General features: G+C 45.6%; 18 protein-coding genes. 6 read left to right on the forward strand and 12 right to left on the reverse strand.

Going from position 1 to position 19,558, the window contains the following annotated elements; genetic code table 11:
- The first annotated feature begins 120 nt into the window (after window positions 1-120).
- Window positions 121-465 carry a VOC family protein gene (locus tag C7Y66_RS06260; RefSeq protein WP_106544904.1) on the forward strand — a complete coding sequence of 115 codons (345 nt, stop codon included), beginning with the start codon at window positions 121-123 and terminating at the stop codon, window positions 463-465.
- Here the strand turns inward: C7Y66_RS06260 and C7Y66_RS06265 are convergent.
- From C7Y66_RS06265 to C7Y66_RS06290, 6 genes are all read right to left on the reverse strand, one after another.
- Complete coding sequence (locus C7Y66_RS06265; protein WP_015153776.1) at window positions 462-1,238, reverse strand: ABC transporter ATP-binding protein; 777 nt, start codon at window positions 1,236-1,238, stop codon at window positions 462-464. The genes C7Y66_RS06260 and C7Y66_RS06265 overlap by 4 nt on opposite strands.
- A gap of 166 nt (window positions 1,239-1,404) precedes the next feature.
- Window positions 1,405-2,244, reverse strand: coding sequence for an ABC transporter permease (locus C7Y66_RS06270; RefSeq protein ID WP_106544905.1), 840 nt, complete (start codon window positions 2,242-2,244; stop codon window positions 1,405-1,407).
- Window positions 2,245-2,304: 60 nt separating this feature from the next.
- Window positions 2,305-3,378 (reverse strand): ABC transporter substrate-binding protein, encoded by a 1,074-nt coding sequence (locus C7Y66_RS06275; RefSeq protein WP_106544906.1) that lies wholly within the window; start codon window positions 3,376-3,378, stop codon window positions 2,305-2,307.
- A 253-nt stretch (window positions 3,379-3,631) separates the two neighbouring features.
- Entirely contained in the window at window positions 3,632-4,333 is a 702-nt protein-coding gene (hypB, locus tag C7Y66_RS06280) for a hydrogenase nickel incorporation protein HypB (RefSeq protein WP_106544907.1), read from the reverse strand.
- A gap of 118 nt (window positions 4,334-4,451) precedes the next feature.
- Entirely contained in the window at window positions 4,452-4,814 is a 363-nt protein-coding gene (gene hypA / locus C7Y66_RS06285; RefSeq protein WP_106544922.1) for a hydrogenase maturation nickel metallochaperone HypA, read from the reverse strand.
- 94 nt (window positions 4,815-4,908) lie between these two features.
- Entirely contained in the window at window positions 4,909-6,111 is a 1,203-nt protein-coding gene (locus C7Y66_RS06290; protein WP_106544908.1) for an agmatinase family protein, read from the reverse strand.
- Between the two features lie 628 nt (window positions 6,112-6,739).
- Here C7Y66_RS06290 and psbP point away from each other — a divergent pair.
- The 3 genes from psbP to C7Y66_RS33235 all read left to right on the forward strand — a co-directional run bounded on the left by psbP (window position 6,740) and on the right by C7Y66_RS33235 (window position 10,592).
- A complete protein-coding gene (gene psbP / locus C7Y66_RS06295) occupies window positions 6,740-7,285 on the forward strand; it encodes a photosystem II reaction center PsbP (RefSeq protein ID WP_106544909.1) in 546 nt (181 codons plus the stop codon).
- Between the two features lie 198 nt (window positions 7,286-7,483).
- Entirely contained in the window at window positions 7,484-9,292 is a 1,809-nt protein-coding gene (gene aspS, locus C7Y66_RS06300; RefSeq protein WP_106544910.1) for an aspartate--tRNA ligase, read from the forward strand.
- 247 nt (window positions 9,293-9,539) lie between these two features.
- Window positions 9,540-10,592: a DnaJ C-terminal domain-containing protein gene (locus C7Y66_RS33235; protein WP_106544911.1), complete on the forward strand. Its 1,053-nt coding sequence runs from the start codon at window positions 9,540-9,542 to the stop codon at window positions 10,590-10,592.
- Between the two features lie 90 nt (window positions 10,593-10,682).
- On the opposite strand, the gene C7Y66_RS06310 is transcribed toward C7Y66_RS33235, so the two are convergent.
- The 6 genes from C7Y66_RS06310 to C7Y66_RS06335 all read right to left on the reverse strand — a co-directional run bounded on the left by C7Y66_RS06310 (window position 10,683) and on the right by C7Y66_RS06335 (window position 16,833).
- Window positions 10,683-11,222, reverse strand: a complete 540-nt coding sequence (locus C7Y66_RS06310; protein WP_106544912.1) for a peroxiredoxin — start codon at window positions 11,220-11,222, stop codon at window positions 10,683-10,685.
- A 172-nt stretch (window positions 11,223-11,394) separates the two neighbouring features.
- Entirely contained in the window at window positions 11,395-11,574 is a 180-nt protein-coding gene (locus C7Y66_RS06315) for a hypothetical protein (RefSeq protein WP_106544913.1), read from the reverse strand.
- A gap of 79 nt (window positions 11,575-11,653) precedes the next feature.
- Window positions 11,654-13,213: an NAD(P)/FAD-dependent oxidoreductase gene (locus tag C7Y66_RS06320; protein ID WP_106544914.1), complete on the reverse strand. Its 1,560-nt coding sequence runs from the start codon at window positions 13,211-13,213 to the stop codon at window positions 11,654-11,656.
- Window positions 13,214-13,386: 173 nt separating this feature from the next.
- A complete protein-coding gene (ubiG, locus tag C7Y66_RS06325) occupies window positions 13,387-14,130 on the reverse strand; it encodes a bifunctional 2-polyprenyl-6-hydroxyphenol methylase/3-demethylubiquinol 3-O-methyltransferase UbiG (protein ID WP_106544915.1) in 744 nt (247 codons plus the stop codon).
- Between the two features lie 131 nt (window positions 14,131-14,261).
- Window positions 14,262-15,179: a hypothetical protein gene (locus C7Y66_RS06330; RefSeq protein WP_106544916.1), complete on the reverse strand. Its 918-nt coding sequence runs from the start codon at window positions 15,177-15,179 to the stop codon at window positions 14,262-14,264.
- Between the two features lie 127 nt (window positions 15,180-15,306).
- Window positions 15,307-16,833, reverse strand: a complete 1,527-nt coding sequence (locus tag C7Y66_RS06335; protein WP_106544917.1) for a galactose oxidase-like domain-containing protein — start codon at window positions 16,831-16,833, stop codon at window positions 15,307-15,309.
- A gap of 875 nt (window positions 16,834-17,708) precedes the next feature.
- Between C7Y66_RS06335 and der the strand changes: the two genes are divergently transcribed.
- Window positions 17,709-19,067, forward strand: a complete 1,359-nt coding sequence (gene der / locus C7Y66_RS06345; protein WP_106544919.1) for a ribosome biogenesis GTPase Der — start codon at window positions 17,709-17,711, stop codon at window positions 19,065-19,067.
- 103 nt (window positions 19,068-19,170) lie between these two features.
- A partial coding sequence (locus C7Y66_RS06350; RefSeq protein WP_233222551.1) for a CbiQ family ECF transporter T component occupies window positions 19,171-19,558 on the forward strand: 388 nt, incomplete at its 3' end.

Below are 19,558 nucleotides of genomic sequence, written 5' to 3' on the forward strand. Positions count from 1 at the left end.
GTCGGTTATCAGTCAACCATCAGCCGTCATCACGGAATGTAGCGCGTTTACTGTCAACCGACTCCTAAAGGTATAAATGTTGCAAGATCGATAAGGAACTAACTTTATCGAGGGAATTTCATGACAGCACAGTTTAAGCACGTCATGCTGATGGTGACGGACGTTCTAGCAACGGTGAAGTTTTATCAAGAAGGATTGGGGCTAAAAGTAAAAATGTCAAGTCCTGGTTGGGCAGAATTGGATGCTGATGGCACGACGATCGCGCTACATGCTGCGGAGAGTCAAGCGCAAACGAGTAATTCTCCGATTTTGAGCTTTCATGTAGACGATGTTTATGGGGCGATCGCCAATTTAGAAAGTATGGGCGCTAAACTTGAAGGGCGCGTCCGAGAACCTTCTTTTGGAAAAGTCGCCGCCATGCGGACTCCTGACGGACACTTGCTCAGTTTACTTCAACCCGCTTAAGAAGCCACTGCCAAAGCTTCCTGTGAGTGTCCCCGGAGCAAATCCATCAATTCGTCGCAGTAGTCGTGGAATATAGAATGACGCTTGACGGTGTGGGTGCGTTCGGGGAGTTTAATTGAAATCTCTTTTCTCACCGTACCAGGACGAGCGCCAAGAGCGTAGATCCGATTCGAGAGGAAGACAGCTTCTTCCACATCGTGAGTAATCGTAAAAATGGTGATGTTGGTACGCTGCCACAGATCTAGCATGAATTCATGCATAGACTCTTTGGTATGAATATCTAAAGCACCGAAAGGTTCGTCCATCAATAATACTTTAGGTTCCGAGGCGAGAGCGCGGGCGATCGCTACCCGTTGTTTCATTCCACCAGATAACTCCTTGGGTAGAGATTTGGCAAACTTAGTCAGTCCAACTACGCTGAGATAATAGCTAGCTCGTTCTCGCCGTTCCCGTTTTGACCAGCCTTGAAGCTTGAGTCCAAATTCAGCATTTTCCTGTACGTTCATCCAAGGGTAAAGCGTGTAGTGCTGAAACACCATGCCCCGATCTGGTCCTGGTCCTTGAACGCGCACGCCATCAATTTTCACTTCTCCCGCTGTTGGCAAATCGAGTCCGGCAATCTGGCGTAGTAGAGTAGACTTACCCGAACCCGATGCACCTACAGCACAGATAAATTCACCCCGCTCGATTGACATATTAATGTCTTTGAGGACTGCTAACGTTCCCGATTTTGTCTCGAAATTTTTATGGAGTTTGGTGATTTGTAGATACATGGTAATGGGTAATGGGTAATGGTTGATGGTTGTTGGTTGTTAGTCATTGATAACTGATAACTGATATAGCAGTTTTCAGTCACATGAGGTACACAGATCTGTAGGGGCGCACAGCTGTGCGCCCCTACAAATGTTACGCACGCAATCGAGAATTGCTATAACTGATTTATCTCTTCTGGTTTGCCCACTTACAGGAAACTCGCAGGAGCCATTGGAATAAGAGGTCAAAAGTGAGTCCGATGATTCCAATGACAATTAAGCCGACAAAAATTTCATCAGTTCTGAGGAATCGACCCGCAACGCTGATTCTGCGTCCCAAACCTTCGGTTGCAGCAATTAGTTCTGAAACAATGACTAATTGCCATGCAGCTGCAAGGTTAATTCGACAAGCATCAATGATTCCTGGCAAAACGTGGGGAAAAATAACTTGAGTTAGTGTCTGCCAGCGATCGCCACCCAGAGTATAGGCGGCTTCGATTAAATCTTTTGATACAAACTTGACCGTATCCATCACCATTAAGGAGTTGAAGAAAAACACGCCGATAAAAATTAAAGTGATTTTCGGTTCTTCTCCAATTCCTAAATAGAGAATGAGCAAAGGAATGAAAGCAGGCGCGGGCATGTAGCGCATCAAACCAAATAATGGTTCTAATAAGGCACGAATACTCGCAAAACTGCCCATCAACACCCCAACTGGAATCGACAACACGACTGCTAGCAAAAACCCTACACCTACTCGCCAGAGACTTGCTACAGTATCCTTCAGCAGTTCGCGAGTCCTCCACAATCGCCCAAATGCTTCAAGTACCTTAGCAGGCGAGGGTAGAAACTTGGGGTCTACGCTACCAAATGTTGTCACCAGCCACCAAATCAGCAACGGTAATCCGATAGAAGTCGCAACTAGTAAGGTGTTTAATGGTCTGGGAATATCTTCAGCCAACCGCCAAAAAACCGTCGGGCTAAGCGTTTTTGGATTAGATGGGGGACGCATCGATCCTGTGTTCATAACGAAGGGTAAGGGGTAAGAGGTAAGGAGTAAGGGGACAAGTCATAAGTCGGAAATTAACTATTCCCTACTCCCTGCTCCCTGCTCCCTGCTCCCTGCTTTCTTGGCGTATGCTTTTACAAAGCGATCGTCGAAGAGTTTAGTCAGGTCTGGTTTTTGTTTGGCTAAGCCAACTTCTTCGAGAAATTTGGTCATTTCTTCGGCTGCATACATCAGCGAAGTCATGTTGTTACCAGGTTGAAAGGCTTTGAGGTTTTCTTCCAGGGTGAATATCTTGGTTCCTTTGGCGTATTCTTCATATTCTGCAACGCTAACCCCGGCACGTTTTGCCATAATTTCTGTTGCTTTGGCTGGTTCTTTTTGCATGTAATCAAGGGTGGCAAACCAGGAATCGACCATTGCTTGCACTTTTACGGGACTTTCTGCTAAAAACTGACGGCTGACGACTAGATGATCCGGAATTGCTCCAGGAAATTCTTTGGAACTAAAGAGTTCTTTACTACCAGGACGCTTTAAGGCTTGAGTGGTAAATGGTGCAAATACTGCAACTGCATCTACTTGTCCACCGACGAAAGCGGCTGCGGCTTGTCCTGTTTCTAAGGGGACAAATTGAATGTCTTCTGGCTTCATGCCTGCTTTTTTCATTCCTAATAACAATAGGAAATGATCTACAGCGCCTTCTTCTGCGGCAACTTTTTTGCCTCTCAAATCAGCAATTGTATTGATACCTTCGCGAACGATGACCTTATCGTTACCTGTAGAGTTGTCGTTGACGAGTACGACGACTTTATCTGCACCACCGGAAACGGCACTGATTGTATCGTTGAGCGTCTGGCTGTTGGCATTAATTTGTTCGGTTGTTAGAGCATTAATAGATTCTAAATAGCCGTCAAACCATTTCAAATTGACTGAAGCTTGGTTTGCTTCAAAGAGTTTTTGCTCTTGGGTAACTTGCCAAGGAAGCCAACCAGGCCACGCACTGAATCCCAAGCTAGCAGCGTTAGGAGCAGCATCACCAGAAGCAGCAACATCGGTGGTAGTGGTAATATAAACTGCGGGGTTAGTGCAACCTGCTGCGATCGCCAGACCGATGACAAAAAGCAAAATTGATTGAATTATCGATCGCAGTTTCATTGCTTTTTCTACTAAAAAGTGTATTTACTGACGCGATCTTTCAGCTAAAAATCTTACAATCTAATACGCTTTAGACTAACGGAGTAAGTTCTTTTTTATCCGTTACTTTTGCTACACTTTTTAGAGAATTTGAAGCTTTTAGTTATTTAATGTTTTTCTAAAAAAAAATGGACGGTTACAGCAGAAATTTCGGCATACTTAATATATGCCAAAATTTCTATTTTTAGATTTAAAAACTAATGTTTTCTCTTTTCTAATCTCTGATTCTACTGACCTCTAGCTCTTTTTTGGCAATTTGCGATCGCACCCAGTCAAACCATACTGCTAAACCCTCTCCCGTCTTCGCCGATACGGGAATAATCTTCACGGTTGGGTTAATTTGACGTACATTTGCCACTATTGTGTCAATGTTCATATCTAAATGGATTGCTAAATCGATCTTGGTAATCAGCAAGCAATCAGCTTCGCGAAACATGACTGGATATTTCAGTGGTTTATCTTCTCCTTCCGTAACACTTAGTAGAGCAACTTTGGCGTGTTCGCCTACTTCAAATTCAGCCGGACAAACCAAATTACCAACGTTTTCTACTAGGACTAAATCGAAATCAGCGGGATTGTGTTGATGTTCTAATTGATGAATGCCACCCGCCACCATTTTTGAGTCTAAATGGCAAGAACGTCCAGTATTAATTGCGATTACAGGTACGTTATATTGTCGCAGGCGATCGGCATCTAATTCGGTGGTCATATCACCTTCAATGACAGCAATTTTGAGATCGTCTTTTAAGGCTGCCAGTGTTTTTTCGAGTAATACTGTTTTACCAGCGCCAGGGCTACTCATAACATTGAAACAGGTAATTCCCCACTCATCAAAATGGGTGCGGTTGTGGTCAGCTCCTTCCTGATTGGCATGGAGTAAATTAATCCCGAGGGCAGCGTCAAATGTTTGGTGCATAACTAGGGGTGAGGAGTGTGGGATGAGCAGTTATCAGTGACCAGTGACCAGTGACCAGTGACCAGTTAGTTTTGACTTTTGACTTTTACCTTTTGACTTACCAATTAACAATTACCAATTACCTCTCATCCTTATTTGAATATTCGATGCGATCGATTTTTAGTTCCCGTCCAGAGCGAATGTCTTCCATAGGAGATTTACACTGCGGACAAGCATATTGCAGTCCAATTTCAGGACGATATTCTTGTTGGCAATGATGGCAAAAGGCAATTAAGGGTGTTTCTTGAATTGCTAGTGTTGCCCCTGCAAGAAAGGTATTGCGCGTTTGAACTTCAAAGGCAAATTCCAAACTGGTAGGCTCCACGCAGGTAAACCGACCCACAATTAGGTGAATTCGGGAGATTTGGGGTTTTTCTGGCTGTGCTTCCCACCAGTCGCGCACGGTAAGAATCAGCGCTTTGGTCATGTCGGTTTCGTGCATAGAGAGGGAGTAGGGAGTAGGGAGTAGGGAGTAGGGAAAAGCACCATTCTGACTTTTAACTTCTCCTATCTCCCAACGAATGACAAATGACAAACTAAGTCCAAGCGACGAGTTCGGGTTGGGATTCGGGATGAATGTAAGCTGGTTTCTCTTTGCGGGGGAGTTGTCCCGATAGGACAAGATGCGCCATTGTATCGCAAATTACGCGGGTTGCCATTAGAGAGGTGATATCGCTGATGTCGTAAGGGGGCGATACTTCCACAACTTCTAGACCGCAGATGGGGACTTTTTGCACGATTTTACCCAGTAGTGACAGGGCTTCGCGGGGTAACAAACCGCCTGGTTCGGGCCAGCCAGTACCGGGGACAAATCCTGCATCTATACAGTCGATATCAAAACTGATGTAAACGCAGTCTGTACCGTCTGTTGCTCTTTGAATCGCAAATTCTGCGGCTGCGTCTAAGCCCATTTCGACGATATCTGTAACTGTGAGAATATTGGTAGCACGATCGCGACAGACTTTCACCCCGTTTCTTGGGACTTGCCAACCACCAATGCCCAGTTGGACTAAATTCTTAGCTGGCGCATTTTTCATATTAGTGGCGTGAAACCACGGGCAAGTATGCATCCGTTCGTCTAAATCGGTTTCTTGGGTGTCTACGTGGCGATCGAAGTGAATGATACCAACTTTTTTATCTCCTAAATGGCGACATACACCCCTTACCGTGGGGAAACCAATCGAGTGATCGCCACCCAGAATAATTGGAAATGCCCCCGAACTGAAAACATGGGCAACGCCTTTAGAAATTTGATCGAAGGATTTTTCGTTGTTGGCGGGAATGGTGAAGATATCTCCCACATCGCAAATTGTAATTTGTTCGCGTAAATCGATACCCAACTCAAAGTTATAAGGCGTGTACAAAGCAGAAATGCGGCGAATACCTTGAGGTCCAAATCTGGTTCCAGGGCGATAGGTCGTACCGGAGTCATGGGGAACGCCAACGATCGCCACATCGTAATTTCCTACCTGACGCACATCTTCTAAGTATGGGGCTTTGAGGAAAGTATTAATTCCGGCGTAGTGGGGTAACTCACCACGAGAAAAGGTAGGAATCGTGCGATCGCGGATACTCTGTGCTGCTTCTAACCCGTATTCCAGTCCTTTCGATACCTCTTGCTGCCAACCTGTCATCGGCAGTCGCGTTTCTAATTCTAAAGCGCGTTGGGCTTCAGTGGGTGGTTGGTGATTATTATTGTCTGGACTCTGAAATAAAGGATTTTCAGAATTTTGAGTCATGCGATCGCCCTCACTTAATTTTTCAAAATTTTTCAAACTAGATTAGGTCGCTAATTATGCAAAAAGCCCAGGAGTATAACATCAGTCGTCACAACTGATATTCCTCCCAGGCTTTTCTCCTTCCGTGTCACTCGCTACTCAACTAAAAACTCAGAAAATTTTTAGCATAGCCAGTTTGCTTCTCTTGGACCTGCATTTGCTAAGCGAGCTAACAGCGTAAGCTGAGACGCTACAAACCGGAACCCTAGAAGCTTGGTATTATATACTTGTCTTTTAGCGGTATTCCATACTTAATTGAAAGCAAACTCTGTTTACTTTTGAGTTTACTTTTCTGTAGTATTTGAATGCTGTATACAACCTGCTAATAGCGACATTATCAACCGTCGTATCAGACAACTGTATTAAATGTTACTAAATTTAGTAAATATCTAAATTTCATCACATAACTGTCTGCTATCTTTCTGGAGTCGTGAAGGTTACTGGGATGGGACAATACAAATCAGTTGTCAGTGGCTAGTGGCTGGCGGCTAGTGGCTAGTATCTAGAGACAATCTGGTGGCTAGCTATTCACAAATGACAAATGACAAATGACAAATGACAAATGACCACTCACCACTCACTATTAAAAATGTTGAAACGGATTGCATCGATTTTACTTGTAGTACTGATGGCGCTGAGTCTATCGGGTTGCGTACTATCAACTGCTGGACTTAAAAGCTTTGTCGATAGCGTTGATGGATATGAGTTTTTGTACCCTAATGGCTGGCTTCCAATTAAAGTGACAGATGGTCCCGATATCGTATTGCATGATTTGATTGAAACCACAGAAAATGTTTCTGTCGTTATCGGTTCCATAGCAGATGGCAAAACCCTAGCCGATTTGGGAACTCCTGGCGATGTGGGTTATAAACTCGGAAAAAGCGCGATCGCACCGCCTGATTCAGGACGAGAAGCAGAATTAGTCAATGCTGGGCAGCAAGACTATAACGGGAAAACTTACTACATTCTAGAATATGCTGTAAAGTTACCCAATCAGCAACAACGGCACAATCTTGCTAGTGTTGCCGTTAGTCGTGGCAAACTCTTTACTTTCAACGCCTCTACCACGGAACAGCGTTGGCAAAAAGCCGCACCAAAGCTACAGCAAATGGTTAAGTCTTTTACAGTGTATTAACAGCGCCCGTGTCCATATGCCAGTACGCCTACGCCCGAATTTATGCGTGGGCTATTCTGACTTCTGGTTTCTGGCTCCTGACTTGTGTGAAAAATGACCAATAATAAATGACCAATGACCGATCGGAATGCTAGATAATAGGAAGGCTTTGTCAATTTTGAGCATTGTCATTACTAACCTGAGTTTGAATCCATAGCTATGCGAACCCATTATTGCGGCGACCTCCGCACAGAAGATATTGGAGCAACAGTTACCCTATATGGTTGGGTAGACCGTCGCCGCGATCACGGAGGAGTGATTTTCTTGGATTTGCGCGATCGCACGGGACTTGTCCAAATTGTCAGCGATCCTCAACGCACTCCCGATTCATACCATCAAGCGGAAGCACTGCGGAACGAATATGTAGTCTGCATTACGGGTAGAGTTACCCAGCGTCCTCCAGAATCTCTCAACCCCAAGCTACCGACAGGGGAAGTCGAAATCTACGCCGATAAAATTGAGTTGCTTAACGCTGTCAGCAAACAGCTACCCTTTCAAGTCAGTACGGCTGAAACCGAGTCGGTACGGGAAGAATTGCGCCTCAAGTATCGATATTTAGATTTGCGTCGCGATCGCATGAATCGCAACCTGCAACTCCGCCACCAAGTTATCAAAGCCATGCGCCGTTTTCTAGAAGACGCACAAGGCTTCATTGAAATCGAAACCCCCATTCTTACCCGTTCTACCCCTGAAGGCGCGAGAGATTACTTGGTTCCCAGTCGCGCCAACCCGGGTGAGTGGTTTGCTTTACCACAATCGCCGCAATTATTCAAGCAATTACTGATGGTGTCGGGGTTTGACCGCTACTATCAAATTGCCCGTTGCTTTCGCGATGAAGATTTACGGGCAGATCGTCAGCCAGAATTTACCCAACTAGACATGGAAATGAGTTTCATGTCTCAAGAAGAAATTTTGGAGCTTAACGAAAGTTTAGTTTGTCATATTTTCCAGACAGTTAAAGGGATCGATCTACCCCGTCCTTTCCCTCGCCTCACTTACGCCGAAGCAATGGCACGCTACGGTAGCGATAAACCCGACACCCGCTTTGACCTGGAATTAGTCGATGTCTCCGATCTCGTCAAAGACTCCGGCTTCAAAGTGTTTTCCAGTGCGGTAAAGTCTGGTGGGATTGTCAAAATTCTGCCTATTCCCAACGGTAATGAAGCCATTTCCAACGTGCGGATCAAACCAGGCGGTGACTTATTTAAGGAAGCCGAAAGCGCAGGTGCAAAAGGACTTGCTTATATTCGCGTTCGCGAAGATGGAGAAATCGACACAATTGGTGCAATTAAAGACAACCTCAGCCCCGAACAAAAACAAGAACTCTTGAGTCGCACTGGGGCAGAACCAGGACACTTATTACTATTTGGTGCTGGAGTTACAGATGTAGTTAACAAAACCCTAGACCGCTTGCGACAAGTTATTGGCTACGAATTGGGGCAGATCGACCCCAGCAAAATCAATTTGTTGTGGGTGACAGATTTCCCCATGTTTGAATGGAATGCCGACGAAAAGCGTCTAGAAGCGTTACACCATCCCTTTACAGCCCCCCATCCCGACGACCTACACGACCTCAAAACAGCCCGCGCCCAAGCTTATGACTTAATATTCAACGGCTTTGAAGTCGGTGGCGGAAGCTTGCGGATTTATCAACGGGAAGTCCAAGAACAGGTCTTTGCCGCAATTGGTTTGTCGATAGAAGAAGCTTATAACAAGTTTGGCTTTCTCCTAGAAGCATTTGAATACGGCACTCCTCCCCACGGTGGGATTGCCTACGGATTAGACCGTTTGGTGATGTTACTAGCAGGGGAAGAATCAATTCGAGATGCGATCGCCTTTCCAAAAACACAACAAGCCCGTTGTCTATTAACTGACGCACCCTCTGGAGTGGACGCAAAACAGTTGAAAGAATTACACGTTGCTTCGACTTATCAACCAAAAGCGGGAGTCGGGAGTCGGGAATTGTAGAGACGTTACATGTAACTCTCTACAATTCCCCTTTGTCTTCTCCCTAACCCCTAGTAGGGCAATTGCGATCGCGACTTGAGCAAGAACCGAACTCGATTCAATGTAACCGTTTGCTAAGTTTAGGGCAGAATGTATATACCCGAAACTATCCCTACTAGGTGCTGATTTGTCGCCTACACAGTGCCTTAGTGGGCTTATCCCTACACATAAAATTAGGTTGAATCGCACTCAGGAGGCTGATAGCTAGATGGCTGCTACTGATTTTAAGGACTATTACAGTATTTTGGGAGTCAACAAGACTGCCAGTAATGATGAAATTAAACAGGCTTTTCGCAGGCTAGCCCGTAAATTTCACCCGGATGTTAACCCAGGTAACAAGCAAGCCGAGGCGCGATTCAAGGAAGTTAACGAAGCTTACGAAGTCCTTTCAGATCCAGACAAGCGCCGTAAATACGACCAATTCGGTCAGTACTGGAAGCAAGCCGGACAAGCTTGGTCGCCTGGTGGCGCTGGTGCTGGTGGGGTTAATGTTGGTTTCGACGATTTTGAGTTTGGCAGATACGGCAGTTTTGATGAGTTTATCAACGATCTACTCGGTCGTTTTGGTGGTGCTGGCGCACCTGGCACACCTGGCGCACCTGGCGCACGAACTGGTGGGACTCGTCAGACATATAGTTATACCACTTCTGGAAGAAGATCGTCTGGAACGGGCGGTTTTGACGGCTTCACCGATCCCACTGCTGGTTTTGACGGTTCCGCAGCTAGCACCGACAGAGAAGCCGCGATCGCCCTCACTTTATCAGAAGCGTTTCACGGCGTACAGAAACGGTTGAGTGTTGGTAGTGAAACTATTGAAGTCCGCATTCCGCCAGGGGCAAAACCTGGTAGCCGCGTCCGCGTGCGGGGTAAGGGTTTAGTTAATCCTGCTACGCAGCAACGAGGCGATTTGTACTTGAAAGCGGACATTCAACCGCACTCTTTCTTCAAGTTTGAAGGCGACAATCTCGTCTGCGAAGTGCCAATTACTCCCGATGAAGCGGTTCTTGGTGCAGCAATTGACGTTCCTACTCCCGATGGTTCTGTCAAGCTTAATGTTCCAGCTGGAGTTCGTTCCGGTCAATCTCTACGTTTACGCGGTAAAGGTTGGACTCTACCAAAAGGTGGACGCACCGATTTGCTAGTAAAAATTGCGATCGTTCCACCGAAAGATTTGAGCAGTACGGAGCGGGAGTATTATGAAAAGATTCGCAGTAGTCGCAGTTTTAATCCCCGCGATCGCTTGCCACAAGTACGGTTGTAAACTAGTATTACAAAATTATGTAGGGGCGCACAGTTGTGCGCCCCTACTTTAGCTCCTATTTTACAATCCACATTAAATTGGCAGTAAAATCTAATTAAGTGCTGCTAACATTTGCTCTACACTGGCATTATGGTCGAGGAAAGAAAACAAGTGTTTGTAACGCAACCTGCCCTGATTATCTAATACAAACTGAGCAGGTAAAGGCGCACCCAGAGCTTGTCCCGTGCTGTATGCTCTAAATACATTGCAACTAGGATCGCTCAGTAACGGCATTCTCAAACCTAAATCTCTGACTACGATCTGACTTTGTTTTTCATCAGTACTTGTAATCATCAATAACTCAATTCCGCGATCGCGAAAGCGATCGTACTTCTCGTTCACATCTTTAATATGCGGGAAGCAAAAAGGACAATATTGCTTTTCCGTAAAAATCCGCGTAAAAGCTAAAATGACAGGTTGCTTACCTCGATATTCTGAAAGCTTAACTTCTCTACCATTAGTAATATCTGGCAATCGAAACTCTGGTGTTATTGCACCCAAATCTAAACTACTAGTAGCTGGAATTGGCAAGAAATTACGAAAAAAACGCTCGTTGAGTAAGCCGCTAAAATCGTTTGAAGTGAGTACCATCTTTCTAAATAGCGTTTGACAAAACTATATTTTACCGAAGCAGAAGACAGGAGACAGGAGCCAGAAGACAGAATGTTTTTTTGGTTATTAGTCTTATTCACCTAACACCTTAGCATCATAGCAATTCTCGATTGCGTGCGTGACATTTGTAGAGGCGCACAGCTGTGTGCCCCTACAAATCGTGTGTTTTACCCAATCGAAAACCGCTATCAGATGGAAAAAACACGATCGAATTTTTCTGTTTCACCAACTTTAACCCAACCCCAGGAGATAACTCGATCGCCTCCTTAATTGCATCTGCTAACACAAATAGATCGGGATAAGCGATCGCCTCTAAAACAATAAAAAACACTGTAAAGCTGTAGCTATTGCTTGAATCGATTTAGCTTGTCTAACTGCCGTATACAAGAGAGAAGAATGCAGATCGTAACCTATAAATCGCGCATAACTCGCATTGCGGCATTGTGTCCCGCTGCACCAATCACCGAACCTGCGGGGTGGCAACCTGCACTAGCTGAGTATAAACCCTGAATCGGCGTAGCATATGGCAAGCGATCGCTAAATCCAAAAGAATTATCGACGTGATGAATGTGTCCGCGTGTCAAACCAAAATGCTGTTCTAATCTCTGGGGATGGAGGGCAAAAACTTCTTGAACGAGATTGGAAGTACCAGGGGCAAAGCGATCGCAAATTGAGAGTAAATGTCTTACATAATTCTCTTCCTCCTCTTCCCAGGTTGTCCCTTGTAATTCATAAGGAACCCACTGCACGAACAAAGCTGAATTATGATGCCCTTGCCCATCTTGTAAAGAAGGATCGAGAGTTGTATGAATGTACCATTCAATCGTCGGAAATTCCGGTAGTCTTCCCGCTTCCACATCCGCAAAAGCTTGATACAAATGCATCATCACTTCTGACTCGTCCGGTAATAAATGAATCGTCGTGCCGTACTGACCCTGATTTTCAGGCAAACAGGTAAACTGGGGCAGTTCTCGCAAACACATATTGACTTTAAAAGTCGTGCCATCTCGCAAGTAACTATCTAGCCTGCGGTTGTAGTCGCTAGTAAGATTCTCCGTACCGACAAGTTGACGCATCCGAAATGGATCGGCATTCACAATTACGGTTTTAGCAGCAATCTCAGTGCCATCCTGCAACACGATACCCGTTGCGATATTCTGAGATACTACAATTTTATCTACGCCGCGCCCAGTTTCAATTTTGGCTCCAGCTTTCACCGCCGCCTCTGCCAGACGACTAGTCACAGTCCCCATTCCCCCTTGTACCACCATCCAAGTACCATCGCTTCCTGGGAGGCGACACATATTATGGACGAGAAAATTCATCCCCGTACCTGGAGTATCCCAAGTACCGAATACCCCTGTAAATCCATCGGTGACAGCATACATTGCCTTAACTAAATCGCTTTTAAAATCAAAGCGATCGAGATATTCGCCAACAGACTTGCGACACAGATCGATAAATATAGATCTTAAATGCGATCGCACGTATTTTTCTGCTGTCTCTTCTATCGATAGCGGTTCCTCTAACCACGTCGGGGCAATATCCTCTCTCAACTGTGCCAGTTCCTCTTGCAATGCCAAATTTGCTTGCCAATCAGCCTCAGAAAAAAAGGCAGTAAACTGCTGCTGCATCTGTGCCGTATCGGAACCAAATAGCAGGTAGCGCCGATCTGTTGTCGGGACGAAATAGTGAGGATCGCGACGGATTGTGGGTAGATCGATATCTAGAATTTTTAGGAGTTCTGGTGGCATTAACCCCAACAAGTACGCGCCTGTAGAAATACCTAAGTTGGGTGCAGTACGAAAAGGTGTTTCGGTACGACAAGCCCCACCAATCGCCTGTTTTTCTTCCAGAACCAATACGTTCAATCCTTGACGAGCAAGCAGTAATGCTGCTACCAATCCATTATGCCCAGCGCCGACGATCGCAATATCTACAGAGTGCTTCATATTAATGTTTGCGGTCATATGCTGTCACGGATTGAATTTAAGTTCCAGCATCTTGACTTTTGACTTTTGACTTTTGTACGGGCAGGTTTACAAAGAAACTCTACTGCGAACAGACATTTTATTTTAAGTAAACCTGTCCCTACGATCTTGACGCACTCCACGCGATCGCGGGGCTAGACTTTAGCAGTTTTTTACGATCGCGCTGTTTTTTCTGCCTTGCCAATATACATGACTGACGTATTATCTATAATGCTTGCCCTCAAACTACCCGTTCTCTTATAGCGCCAGAAAGTGGCGATCGCATCCCAGGGTGAACTTCCAAATAGGCTAAAGCCTTTAATGTCAATATTCGTAAAACTCTGTTGTTGCATCAAACTCGTTAACTCCTCTGGTTTGATGAATTTCTCCCAGTCATGAATTCCGCGATCGATCGCTTTGACGACTCCCTCCAAAAACCAAATCATCATCAACTGCGATTGCACAGTCCTGTTGATCGTGTCAAAACAAAACGTTCCTCCAGGCTGCAAGACGCGATGAATTTCCATGACAGTTTGTTGCCAATTCGTTACGTGTTCTAAGACATCGACACAAACAACCACATCAAAATAGCGATCGGCATAGGGCAGATCTTCGGCATATCCATACTGATAGTCAATCTCGAATCCAGAAGTTGCAGCATGGGCTTTCGCTGCGGCGATACAACTCAAAGAGCGATCGATGCCGAAAACCTTTGCGCCTCGTGCGGCTAAAAACTCGCAAGAAAACCCTCCACCACAACCAACATCCAGAACTCTCAGCCCCTGCCAATTAGTTAAATGGCGATCGAAGTACTGAAAGCGAAGCGGATTAAGGCGGTGCAGGGCGTAGATCTTAGCATCAGGTTGCCACCATTCGGCAGCACTGCGATCGTAAAACTCTAAATCGTTTTTTTTCACTAGCAAACAAATCAGTTGTCAGTTATCAGTTACCAGTGTAGAGACGTTACATGTAACGTCTGTACAGAGTTATCAGTTGTCAGGGAAGCAACTACCAATTACCAATTACCAATTACCAACAACCAATTACCCTATGTAGTCCGCATTGCCACTCTAGCAGCATCAAAGTCTACCAGCTTAGCCATAGCGCCACTGCTTAAATCTACAGTATAAAGGGCATTTGGTTGGATGTATCTCGGTGCGCCAAAAGCAATCAGCTGGTTAGCGTTGTTGCATAATAGGCTTTGCAAGCCATTACCCCAAGAGTTGTTATTCAACCGCAATTGTACTAACGGCGTGACACTAGCTTGCGCTAAATTAATTCTGACCAGAGTAGTAGCACCGTTAGCAACGGCAGTTGTATAGATCGTGCCGTTGGGACAGATTGCTAAGGTACTATATTTTTGGTCAGATGGTAGGCTGAGTCTGACATTAAAAGTTCCTGTATTGGGGTTGACTTCTACAAGTCTTACAGGTGGTGTACCGTTCTTATTTGCAACCAAACCAAAAAGCGTGCCATCTGGAGTTACCATCAAACTTTCAAGTCTTTGCTGGGGTGTAAGTCCTGAAACTGTCACATCAGCGCGAGATATCCCAGGAAAGCTGAGGCGTGTCGGATTTCTGCCTTTCCTTCTAGTGGTTCTAGCGGGAGTTATGGCAACCACAGGCGTACCGTCGATTAAGTAGGCAAAACCGCTAATACTTTCATCCGTGGGCATTGCAGATGTTACCCCTCCCTGCCTTCTGCCTGTTGGCAAGTCAAGCGAGTTAATAATGACTTGTTGGGATGTATCAGAGGTATCGGAGGCATCGCCCGTTTCCACAGAGGGACTGGAAACATCGGTACGACTGGAATCTGGGGTAGTAACAGTTCCCCTAGAACTAATGCCCGCGATCGTTAAACCCGATGTTTGTGCCGAGGTTTTGCTAGCTAAATAGCTAAATCCAGCAATTGTAGTTGTAGCGATCGCCAATTGTCCAAACCGACGACGAGAAATTCTGATTTCCATATGAAATAAGTAGTGCGTGGTGCGTGACTGGTGGCTAGTGGCTAGTGACTAGTGGCTGGTGACAAGAATTGAGTCCAGTTACTAATCACTAGTCACTAACCACTAATAACTGTTCACTGATAACTGATTACCTAACCCTTATCCATCTAGCTACTGAAGGTACGCGACTGTTATTGCTGACGAACAACATGTACCAGCCAGCAGGGGCAATATTGCGATTAGATGTCAGGGTCACGGATAGGGAAGTACTAGTTCTAGAGGCGATCGGCACATCTACCAGCCGTTGTTCTGTATCTAGTCCGTGGGTTGTTGCCATTGGTCTAATTAAGCTGACCCATTGGATGTTCTGTGCCTGGGGAGTCGTGACTGTGAATGTATTGCCCAGCGAGATTTCTGCGGGTGCGTTTTGAATTGTCGGTCGCGTTTGCGAGATGTAAGGCGGGCTGTAAATTTCAATTTGCCTGTCCTCACAAGGTAGTGATGGCGTGCCTGGAAGGTTGCCATTGCTATCGCATTCATTTAACCGCCTGGGATTACCACCTGTGGTGACAACTCTGCCATCTGGTAGCAGTAAGGCAACGGAGTGATAGAGGCGAACTCGGTTAGCTGGCGCTGTAAGCGTCCAAGTATTGGCGATCGGGTCGTAGATCTCTGCGGTCAACGTGGCAGCATTCCCGGCTTCATCAAATCCGCTACCGTTACAAACTAAAACCGTGCGATCGGGCAGAATTACGGCGTTGTGGTGCTTGCGAGCAAAATTGAGCGATGGTGCAGTTGCATATGCAGGGTTACTTGCGTTTAAGTTGATGATACTGACTCTGTTGGTTGCCTGATTGGGATTTCCACCCCCAATCACCATGACTCGCTGGTCTTGAGCTGGTGGAAGCAGTACGCTAGCAGCTTGAGCGCCAGAGTCGGGCTGTTGCAATGCACCTACGGGTGTTTCGGTAATTCTTTGATTGAAATTACCTGGTAAAGTGAGTAGGCGGGCGGAAACGCCATTATTAAAAGCAAAATAGCCTCCGGTATAAAAAACCTGCCCCGTAGCGGTCAAAATTAAATGGGCGTAAAGCTCGAAAGGACTGGTAGCTTGAGAAAACGCTCTCCAAGAGCTGGAATATATTTCTGGGTTGATTGCTAGATTGCCATTCACATCCAGCCCCGATAAGGCAAAAATTCGACCGTTGCCCAGCGTTAGGATTGTAGGATACCAGCGACCGTACTTCATTGAGGCTATGGCTGTCAGCTGCTCGTTACTCGGATCGAATAAAAAAGCAGAGGTTGCTCCATAGAAAGGGTCGTATTGCAGAGTTCCACCTGCAATCATTAAGCGACCGTCAGCGCGAAACGATTGTCCGGCACAGAAAAGATCGATGGGTAGTCCAGAGGGATCTGTTGGTGGTGATTGACTGGTAAACGTGCCGCTGTTTACATCCCAAACTACGCTGTTGAAGGGCGAATTAATTCGCGTGGGATTATTTCCCGAACCAGTGAAAAAAAAGATTTTTCCCGTTCGTAACAATGCTGCATGGACGGGGTTAATCGGGACTTGATAGGACAGAAGTTGCCAGCTACCTACACCACTGCCTTGGGCTATTAGCGTCCCAGTACTAAATTTCTTGGTAGGTAAATTAAGTAGTTCGTGCTGAATCACTTAAATTTGTATCCTCCTGATGTCAGTTGTCAGTTGTCAGTTACATGTAACGTCTGTACAAAGTTGTCAGCCATCGGATATCGGTGCAGTAAGATGATATGTCGCGCCTCTCTATAGCAGTCCTATTTGATTCATGACCGGAGCAGGCTTCTAGCCTGCCGCAGGCTAGAAACCTGCTTTACAAATCATTTAGAACTGCTATATCACTATTAGCTAGTAGCTAATAGCTCGTAATTAAGACTAAATTGCGATCGTGTCGATCGCCTTTGAGCTGACTATTGGTAACGAATTAGTTTTGTCTGTCTTACTTCAGCCCTGAAATGAAAACACAAAACTCTAATGACTGCTATCAGTCTAAAGTTTACTCTTAATTTGTGGTAGATCTGGCATTCAAACGCTTGCCGAGAGCCACTCGGCAATTTTCTTGGTTAAGTCTGAAAACAACTTTAATCTGCGAATATCTTTTCAATATACACGACATATTGTCAAACTCAACTATTTTTTTGACAAAGTTTCTATCGACAGATCGTATATTTGATTCGTGCAAATTTTGCACGTTTGGCTTGAATCTTTGCAAAAACTTTGTCTTTTTTAAAACAAAAGCAAGAGAAAATAGCCAAGTTCCAACAAGAGTTAGAAAGAGGCAATTTTAGTTGCTTTGTCTCATTTGTTTAAAGGAATAATACAGGAAATCCGCGATTGCGTAAAACAGAATTTGATTTAGTTTGTTTAAGTATTTTGTCAGAAAAACTACTTTACTTAAAGAATATTTCAATCGAAAAAAAGATTTTGCCCAAAAATTCTCTTTCAACTCAAGTTGCGATCGAAACTCTAGAGAGTCGCTACAATGAAAGTTTGATGCTTCAGCCACTTATATGCCTTTGCCAATTGTTGCCATAGTCGGTCGCCCTAACGTGGGCAAATCTACGCTTGCTAATCGCCTGGCTGGAGTACAGGAGGCGATTGTCTATGACGAACCAGGTGTGACGCGCGATCGCACCTACATGCCTGCGTACTGGTGCGATCGCGAATTTTTGGTAGTCGATACAGGCGGCTTGGTCTTCGACGACGACACCGAATTTTTACCCCTGATCCGACAGCAGGTCATGGTAGCTTTGAGCGAAGCCAGTGCAGTGCTATTTGTCGTTGACGGTCAAACCGGACCACTGCCAGCCGATGAGGAAGTGGCGGCGTGGTTGCGGCAACAATCCCTACCCGTGCTACTTGCTGTCAATAAATGTGAATCACCCGAACAAGGTCTGATGCAGGCAGCGCAGTTTTGGGAACTAGGACTAGGCGAACCGTATGCTGTCTCTGGCATTCATGGCAACGGTACGGGAGATTTGTTAGACCAACTGATCGCCCACTTACCCCAACCTGAAGAAATTACTCCAACAAATGAGATTGCTGTAGCGATTGTCGGTAGACCCAATGTCGGCAAATCTAGCTTGTTAAACGCTTTTGTCGGCGAAAGTCGAGCGATCGTCAGTCCAATTTCTGGTACGACACGCGATTCAATCGATACCGTGGTCGAACACCAAGGACAAACCTATCGCTTAATCGATACAGCCGGAATTCGCAAAAAGAAAAACGTCGAATACGGACCCGAATTTTTTGGCATCAATCGTGCTTTTAAGGCAATTCGCCGCGCTGACGTAGTGTTACTCATCATTGATGCGCTCGACGGCGTGACCGAACAAGACCAAAAACTCGCCGGACGTATTGTTGAAGAAGGACGGGCTTGCGTTCTGGTCGTGAATAAGTGGGATGCGATCGAAAAAGATACATACACAATTTACGACTACGAAAAAAACCTGCGAGAGCGAATGCAGTTTCTAGACTGGGCAGAGGCAATTTTTGTCAGTGCTACGACCGGACAACGAGTAGAAAAAATTTTAGAATTAGTAGACCGAGCCGCCGAATCTCACAAGCGTCGCGTCTCTACAGCAGTTGTCAACGAAGTAATTGAAGAGGCTTTGAGGTGGCATTCTCCCCCAGTGACTCGCCAAGGACGACAAGGAAGAATTTATTATGGTACGCAAGTCAGCGTTCAACCCCCAGCGATCGCATTATTCGTCAACGATGCCAAGCGCTTCAACGACAACTATCGTCGATACATCGAGCGACAATTTCGCCAACAACTAGGTTATACTGGCACGCCGATTCGGTTATTCTGGCGTAGCAAACAAGCCCGCGACGTAGAAAAAAGCTCAAATCGCGCTACCCGCGTGTAGGAGAATTCGGAATTCGGAATTCGGAATTCGGAATTAATTTCGACTTGCGACTTGGAATAGCTCCGCGAGTTTCTCTTCCCCCTGCTCCCTGCTCCCAATCAAAATGGACTTACTGCGATCGCTACCCATAGGGTTATATCTAGAACAACCGATTGCTTGGCTGCATCGACTCGATCCGAGGGTGAAATTGGCTTGGTTGCTCAGCTTTTTAGCAGCGCCAATTATGGCAAACTCTCTCTACCGAGTAAGTTTAGTCATCTTACTCATTTTGATTACTTTAACAGCAGGGATTCCCTGGCGAGTTTGGCGACAACAAATGGGTTGGCTGCTCACGTTGTCATTTTTCGTCTTAATTTTGGGCGCGGTAAGTCCTGACGGTTTAGGCGTAGATCCTCAACCCCGCTTGCCAACTGCCGAACAGGGTGAGATGTTGGTTTTAGGCAATGAGTTTGATGCGGGAGTAGGTAGTAGGGAGCAGAGGGGACAAGGGG

It is taken from the genome of Chroococcidiopsis sp. CCALA 051, from assembly GCF_003015105.1.
Classification (GTDB): Bacteria; Cyanobacteriota; Cyanobacteriia; order Cyanobacteriales; family Chroococcidiopsidaceae; genus Chroococcidiopsis; species Chroococcidiopsis thermalis.